This is a genomic window from Streptomyces otsuchiensis, from assembly GCF_004305975.1.
GTDB lineage: Bacteria > Actinomycetota > Actinomycetes > Streptomycetales > Streptomycetaceae > Streptomyces > Streptomyces otsuchiensis.
In genome coordinates this window covers 1-6,309 of record NZ_BHZI01000314.1, presented here as the reverse complement: position 1 = coordinate 6,309, position 6,309 = coordinate 1, and the positions used below count along the sequence as shown (strand labels likewise).

The following is a 6,309-nucleotide window of genomic DNA, read 5'->3' as shown; positions in this document are numbered from 1 at the left end:
GTCCCGCACCCCGCCGGCGCCCCCACGCCCGCTCTCTAGGCCCGCGGCGCCCCCCGCACCCCGCCGGCGCCGGCGGGGTGCGGCCCCTGCCGGGTCACGCGGCGCACCGGTGCACCCGGGTGCGCGGCCTACTCCTCCGGGAGCAGGTCGGTCTCCTCGAAGACCAGCAGAGTGCGGGTGGAGAGCACCTCCGGAATGGCCTGGATGCGGGTCAGCACCAGTTCCCGCAGGGCCCGGTTGTCCGCCGTGTGGACCAGTAGCAGCACGTCGAAATCGCCGCTGACCAGTGCGATGTGGGTGGCGCCGGGAAGCCGCTCCAGTTCGGCGCGTACGGTCCGCCAGCTGTCCTGGACGATCTTCAGCGTGACGTACGCCGACGCGCCCTGACCGGCGCGTTCATGGTCGACGCGCGCCGTGAAGCCGCGGATCACGCCGTCCTCCACCAGCCGGTTGATGCGTGCGTACGCGTTGGCCCGCGATATGTGGACCTGCTCGGCGACCGAGCGGACCGACGCCCTGCCGTCCAATCGCAACAGCCGCACGATGGCGGTGTCAATGGGGTCGAGGGGCCGCGCGGAGTTTGAAGCCAACTGGTCGCCGGACATCGCTTCGGACCTCCCTCGTTGGACGCTCTGCGCTCATCCAACGATCACATCGGCCAGTTGTCCACAGGCTGTCCACAGCTGTAGCCAAAATGCCGCGACAACCGAACAATCGGTAGGGGAGGGCTGGTCACCCCTGCCCGGTCCTCCGTGACCCGCAGCCCCCGAACCAGGAGGTGCTCGCCATGACGGTGCTGGAGCAGACCCCAGGCCGCGACGACTCCGGTGCCCGCCCGACGCCCACCGCCGCCTGGCGGCCGCGCACCGACCCGGCGGCGCTGCTGCCGGACGAGACGCCGTTCCGCCTGCTGGGCACCAGCGCCCGGCTGGACAAGGAGCGCAAGGAGCTGTGGCGCGAGCTGTACCGCCGGCTGGTGCACGGCCGCCGCTACAACCAGCAGGCGACCGCCCTCACCAAGCAGGGGCGGCTCGCCGTCTACCCCTCCTCCACCGGCCAGGAGGCATGCGAGGTCGCCGCCGCGCTCGCCCTCTCGGAGCAGGACTGGCTCTTCCCGAGCTACCGCGACACCCTCGCCGCCGTCGCCCGAGGGCTGGACCCGGTGCAGGCGCTGACGCTGCTGCGCGGCGACTGGCACACCGGCTACGACCCGCGCGAGACCCGCGTCGCCCCGCTCTCCACCCCGCTGGCCACCCAGCTCCCGCACGCGGTCGGACTCGCCCACGCGGCGCGGCTGCGCGGCGACGACGTGGTGGCGCTGGCCATGGTCGGCGACGGGGGCACCTCCGAGGGCGACTTCCACGAGGCGCTGAACTTCGCCGCCGTCTGGAAGGCCCCGGTGGTCTTCCTGGTGCAGAACAACGGCTTCGCCATCTCGGTCCCGCTCGCCAAGCAGACCGCCGCACCGTCCATCGCCCACAAGGCCGTCGGCTACGGGATGCCCGGCCGGCTGGTCGACGGCAACGACGCCCCGGCCGTGCACCAGGTGCTGGCCGAGGCCGTCGAGCGCGCCCGTTCCGGCGGCGGCCCCACCCTGGTGGAGGCGCTGACCTACCGCGTCGAGGCGCACACCAACGCCGACGACGCCACCCGCTACCGCTCCGACGACGAGGTCGCCCCCTGGCGCGAGCACGACCCGGTGCGGGTTTTGGAGCGCGAACTGCGGCAGCGCCGGCTGCTGACCGACGCCGAGGCGGAGGAGGCCGCCGCCGACGCCGAGCGGATGGCAGCCCGGCTGCGCGACCGCATGAACGCCGAGCCGCTGCTCGACCCGCGCGACCTCTTCGCCCACGTCTACGCCGAGCCGACCACCCAGCTGCGCGAGCAGGACGCGATGCTCCGCGCCGAACTCGCCGCCGAGGACGAGCCGGGGGAGCCGGGCGCCGCGGGCCACGACCACCAGCACGACCAGCAGCACGAGCGCGAGCACCAGCACGAGCACCAGCACCAGGACCAGGAGCGGGCCGCATGACGACTGCCACTTCCGCCGCCTCCGCCGGTGCCCGGCGCGAGGGCCCGGGACGAACGGAACGCCCGCGACGACCGGCCGGTCCGGCGCCCACCACGATGGCGCAGGCCATCAACCGCGCCCTGCGCGACGCCATGGCCGAGGACGACACCGTCCACGTCCTCGGTGAGGACGTGGGCGCGCTCGGCGGCGTCTTCCGCGTCACCGACGGCCTGACCGCCGAGTTCGGCGAGGACCGCTGCACCGACACCCCACTCGCCGAGGCCGGCATCCTCGGCACGGCGACCGGCATGGCCATGTACGGCCTGCGTCCGGTCGTCGAGATGCAGTTCGACGCCTTCGCCTACCCGGCGTTCGAGCAGCTGGTCTCGCACGTCGCCCGGATGCGCAACCGCACCCGCGGCGCCCTGCCGATGCCGCTCACCATCCGCATCCCCTACGGCGGCGGCATCGGCGGCGTCGAGCACCACAGCGACTCCTCCGAGGCGTACTACATGGCCACCCCCGGCCTGCACGTCGTGACGCCCGCGACCGTCGCCGACGCGTACGGCATGCTGCGCCGGGCCATCGCCTCCGACGACCCGGTGGTCTTCCTGGAGCCCAAGCGGCTCTACTGGTCCAAGGAGACCCTGGACCTCTCCGAGCCACCGCGCACCGAACCGTTCGGCCGCGCCGCCGTGCGCCGCGCCGGCACCTCGGCCACCCTCATCACCTACGGGCCGTCGCTGCCGGTCTGCCTGGAGGCGGCCGAGGCTGCCCGCGAGGAGGGCTGGGAGCTGGAGGTCCTCGACCTGCGGACGCTGGTGCCGTTCGACGACGAGACGGTGTGCGCCGCCGTCCGCCGCACCGGCCGGGCCGTCGTCGTACACGAGGCCACCGGGTTCGCCGGTCCCGGCGCCGAGATCGCCGCCCGCATCACCGAGCGCTGCTTCCACCATCTGCAGGCGCCCGTGCTGCGGGTGACCGGCTTCGACATCCCCTATCCGCCGCCGATGCTGGAGAAGCACCACCTGCCGGGGGTCGACCGGATTCTCGACGCGGTGGCCCGGCTCCAGTGGGAGAGCCAGTACACGGAAGGCGGGACGCCGTGAACGAGGTCCGCGAGGTGCGCGAGTTCCTGCTGCCCGACCTCGGCGAGGGACTGACCGAGGCCGAGATCGTGCGCTGGCTGGTCGAGGTCGGTGACGTCGTCGCGATCGACCAGACGGTGGTGGAGGTCGAGACGGCCAAGGCGCAGGTCGAGGTGCCCTGCCCGTACGGCGGTGTCGTCACCGCCCGGCACGGCGCGGAGGGCGAGGAGCTGCCCGTCGGGTCGCCGCTGATCGCGGTCGCGATCGGCGCTACGGAGCCGGCCGCCCACGCGGCTGCCGCTCCAGCCGCCTCCGTTGATCCCGCCGCCGGGTCCGGAGCCACCGAGACGGCGGAGCGCCGCTCCGGCTCGGGCAACGTCCTGGTCGGATACGGCACGGACGACGGCGCGACCGCCTCGTCGAGTGCCCGCCGCAGGCGGCGGGCGCGGGAAGCCACCGCGCCGGCGACAGCCGCGCGCCCCGCGCCCGCCTCATCACCGGCCGTCGTCCCCGACCACGCGCAGCCCGGCGACCGCGCTCAGCCCGGCGACCACACGCGGCCCGGCGACCACGCGCAGCGCCGCGACCACGTGAACGGGCGGGCGAGCGCCAACGGCCGGGCGGACGGCCCCGCCGCGAACGCTGCTGCGCGCGCGCTGGCCGGCCGCGACACCACGGCGGGCCGCCAGGGCGGTCCGGACGGTCGGGGAGGCCCGGACGGCGCCGTCCACGACGGTCCCGTGCCCGTCATCTCGCCGCTGGTCCGGCGGCTGGCCCGCGAGGGCGGCCTGGACCTCCGTACCGTGCGTGGCTCCGGTCCCGGTGGGCTGATCCTCCGCGCCGACGTCGACCGGGCGGTGCGGGACGCCGGCGGAAGCCGGGCCGACGCGGCGGCGACAGCCGCGGCGACCACCACCGGCACCACCGCGACGCGCGGCGAGCACCACCCCGCCGAGGCGGTCCGCATCCCGCTGCGGGGCATCACCGGAGCGATGGCCGACAAGCTCTCCCGCAGCCGCCGGGAGATTCCCGACGCGACCTGCTGGGTCGACGCGGACGCCACCGAACTGCTCGCCGCCCGGCGGGCGATGGGCGACCCCAAGCTCTCCCTGCTGGCCGTCCTCGCCCGCGTCACCACGGCGGCGCTCGACCGCTATCCGCAACTCAACGCGACCGTCGACCTCGACGCCCGCGAGATCGTACGGCTGCCCGCCGTCCACCTCGGCTTCGCCGCGCAGACCGAACGCGGCCTGGTCGTCCCGGTGGTGCGCGACGCCCACACCCTCTCCACCGAGCAGCTGCACGAGGAGATGACGCGGCTCACCGGGCTGGCCCGCGACGGACGGCTCTCCCCGGCGGATCTGACCGGCTCCACCTTCACCCTCAACAACTACGGGGTGTTCGGAGTCGACGGCTCCACGCCGATCATCAACCACCCCGAGGCGGCGATGCTGGGCGTCGGGCGGATCGTCGAGAAACCCTGGGCGCACCGGGGCGAGCTGGCGCTGCGCCGCGTCGTCCAGCTGTCCTTCACCTTCGACCACCGGGTGTGTGACGGCGGCGTCGCGGGTGGGTTCCTCCGGTATGTCGCGGACTGTGTGGAGCAGCCCTCGCTGCTGCTGCGCACTCTGTGAACCGCCGCCGGGCGGACGGGCGCTGAAGTGTGCCGCCGCTCGGCGGCAGCCCACGACGCACGGGCGGGCGGCGACACCTGATGTGCCGCCGCCCGCCCGTGCGTCGTGGTGCGGTCAGCCGACCGAGAGCACCAGCTTGCCCCGGGTGCGCCCGGACTGCTGGGCGCGCCAGGCGTCGGCGGCCTCGGCGAGCGGGTAGACGCGTTCGACCGGAACGGTCAGCCGGCCCGCGTCGGCGAGGTCGGCCAGCGCGGTCAGCCCCACCGTGTCGGGACGGACCCAGATCGCGTGCCCGCCGGCTTCGGCCGCGCGGCCGTCGGTGACGGAGACGAGTCGCGACGGGTCGCCGAGGAGTTCCACGGACTCGTCGGTGACTCCGCCGACGAAGTCCAGCGCGACGTCGACGCCGCCCGGGGCGAGTTCCCGTACCCGCTCGACCAGCCCGTCGCCGTAGGTGACCGGTTCGGCGCCCAGCTCGCGCAGGAAGTCGTGCTTCGCCTCGCTGGCGGTGCCGATGACGCGCGCGTCCCGTGCCACCGCCAGCTGCACCGCCAGGGAGCCGACACCGCCGGCCGCCGCGTGGACGAGCACGGTGTCGCCGTCCCCGGCCCGGGCGCGGTCCAGGGCCTGGAGCGCGGTCAGCCCGGCCAGCGGGAGTCCGGCGGCCTGCTCCCAGTTCAGCGCGGCCGGCTTGCGGGCGACGAGCCGCACGTTGGCGGCGACGAGTTCGGCGTAGGTGCCGTGCTGCACGTAGTCCTTGCGGGCGTAGCCGATGACCTCGTCGCCGACCGCGTAGTCGGGGGTGTCCATGCCCAGCGCCTCCACGACGCCGGCCACGTCCCAGCCCGGGGTCACCGGGAAGTACGTCGGCATGGCCTCGTCCAGGCCGCCGGTGGCGAGCTTCCAGTCCACCGGGTTGATGCCCGCGGCCTTGACGCGGATCAGGACCTCGCCCGGCCCGAGCTTCGGATCGGGGACCTCCTCCAGCTTCAGCTGTTCCGGCCCGCCGTACTCGTGATAGGTGATGGCTCTCATGCCCTGCCCAACGCGCCGTCGGCGCCGGGGCATTCCCGGACGAACCCTTCCGGGGGGTGGTCGCCACCCGTTCGGCGCAGGTGCTGCCGCCGTCCGGCGGGCGTGCAGCGGGAGCGGAGCGCACGCCGCCGCTGCCGGGCCGGGCTACGCTGCCGCCCGGCAGCGTAGCCCGGCCCGGACGGGCGGCCGACGGCGGGTGTCGGGGGCGTCGGGGGTGTCGGAGGCGCCCCTGGGGTCTCCCACACGCTCTCAGCGGCCGCAGCCGCGTTTGGGGGTGTCCAGATACCGCCAGGTGTCCGGCCCGACCTGGCCGTCCACATCGATCCCCGAGCAACTCTGCACGCTGCGCACCGCCTTGTCGCTCATCGGCCCGAACACCCCGTCCACGTCCAGGCTCTGGCCGTAGTTGTGGTTCAGCAGGCACTGGATCTGCCGGACCGACGAACCCGCCATGCCCTGCGCCCACAGCCGGCTGCGGTCCGTGCCGTGGTTGCAGTTGTCGCGTCCCGGCTGGCCGGGTGGCGGCGGGGGCGGCGCGGGG

Annotated in this window: 6 protein-coding genes; 3 read left to right on the top strand and 3 right to left on the bottom strand. The window is 74.6% G+C overall.

Features of this window, described 5'->3' with window-relative positions; genetic code table 11:
* Positions 1 to 128 precede the first annotated feature (128 nt).
* Positions 129 to 605 carry an Lrp/AsnC family transcriptional regulator gene (locus E0D90_RS22490; protein ID WP_103504051.1) on the bottom strand — a complete coding sequence of 159 codons (477 nt, stop codon included), beginning with the start codon at positions 603 to 605 and terminating at the stop codon, positions 129 to 131.
* Positions 606 to 787: 182 nt separating this feature from the next.
* On the opposite strand from E0D90_RS22490, the gene pdhA reads away from it, so the two are divergent.
* From pdhA to E0D90_RS22475, 3 genes are read left to right on the top strand one after another with little or no spacing between them, the layout of a single operon-like run.
* Positions 788 to 2,032: a pyruvate dehydrogenase (acetyl-transferring) E1 component subunit alpha gene (pdhA, locus tag E0D90_RS22485; protein WP_103528251.1), complete on the top strand. Its 1,245-nt coding sequence runs from the start codon at positions 788 to 790 to the stop codon at positions 2,030 to 2,032.
* A complete protein-coding gene (locus E0D90_RS22480; protein WP_103504053.1) occupies positions 2,029 to 3,120 on the top strand; it encodes an alpha-ketoacid dehydrogenase subunit beta in 1,092 nt (363 codons plus the stop codon). The genes pdhA and E0D90_RS22480 overlap by 4 nt, the downstream gene beginning before the upstream one ends.
* Complete coding sequence (locus E0D90_RS22475; protein WP_130799837.1) at positions 3,117 to 4,733, top strand: dihydrolipoamide acetyltransferase family protein; 1,617 nt, start codon at positions 3,117 to 3,119, stop codon at positions 4,731 to 4,733. Before E0D90_RS22480 ends, E0D90_RS22475 begins: the two co-directional genes overlap by 4 nt.
* Positions 4,734 to 4,847: 114 nt before the next feature.
* On the opposite strand, the gene E0D90_RS22470 is transcribed toward E0D90_RS22475, so the two are convergent.
* Positions 4,848 to 5,768 carry an NADP-dependent oxidoreductase gene (locus E0D90_RS22470; protein WP_130799836.1) on the bottom strand — a complete coding sequence of 307 codons (921 nt, stop codon included), beginning with the start codon at positions 5,766 to 5,768 and terminating at the stop codon, positions 4,848 to 4,850.
* A 249-nt stretch (positions 5,769 to 6,017) separates the two neighbouring features.
* Positions 6,018 to 6,309, bottom strand: a 292-nt coding sequence (locus tag E0D90_RS22465) for a peptidoglycan-binding domain-containing protein (RefSeq protein ID WP_130799835.1), incomplete at its 5' end; no start/stop codon positions are given.

Bases quoted from the DNA above. Each gene is read 5' to 3' on its own strand.
- E0D90_RS22490 (WP_103504051.1), bottom strand. From the start codon at position 605: ATGTCCGGCGACCAGTTGGCTTCAAACTCCGCGCGGCCCCTCGACCCC.
- pdhA (WP_103528251.1), top strand. From the start codon at position 788: ATGACGGTGCTGGAGCAGACCCCAGGCCGCGACGACTCCGGTGCCCGC.
- E0D90_RS22480 (WP_103504053.1), top strand. From the start codon at position 2,029: ATGACGACTGCCACTTCCGCCGCCTCCGCCGGTGCCCGGCGCGAGGGC.
- E0D90_RS22470 (WP_130799836.1), bottom strand. From the start codon at position 5,768: ATGAGAGCCATCACCTATCACGAGTACGGCGGGCCGGAACAGCTGAAG.